We start from the raw sequence: 448 nt of genomic DNA, 5'->3' as shown, positions 1-448 counted from the left end.
TGCGTGCCCGCGAGGTTGTCAATCAGGTGTATATTGACGAGAAGATAGAGCAGTATATTGCCGACATAGTATTCGCGTCACGTTATCCTGACCGCTACCAGCTTGCCGACCTTAAGGACATGATCACGTTTGGCGGCAGTCCGCGTGCAAGTATCAACTTGGCCAAGGCCGCGCGTGCCTATGCCTTCATCAAGCACCGCGGATATGTAGTGCCAGAGGATGTGAGGGCTGTAGCCTACGATGTGATGCGCCATCGCATTGGCCTTTCCTACGAGGCAGAGGCAAGCAACGTCACCAGCGAGGAGATTATCTCACGCATTATAAACAAGGTGGAGGTGCCATGATGACGGTGCCTGCAAGCGCGGATACCAGGATGGGTGAGCAGTTAGTTATAACACTAAGGAGACAATGTTTTGGAAACATCAGAGATATAAAAGAAGGTCAGAAA

The 448-nt window shown here is 51.1% G+C and carries 1 protein-coding gene; it reads left to right on the top strand.

The annotated features are described in order from the left end of the window. Positions 1 to 344 (top strand): AAA family ATPase (locus tag CIK99_RS14775; protein ID WP_371591056.1); only part of this gene is annotated, 344 nt, incomplete at its 5' end. Between the last annotated feature and the right edge of the window lie 104 nt (positions 345 to 448).

This window comes from Prevotella sp. P5-92, from assembly GCF_002251245.1.
In the GTDB taxonomy this organism is placed as follows: domain Bacteria; phylum Bacteroidota; class Bacteroidia; order Bacteroidales; family Bacteroidaceae; genus Prevotella.
This window is presented reverse-complemented; position numbering and strand designations above follow the sequence as displayed.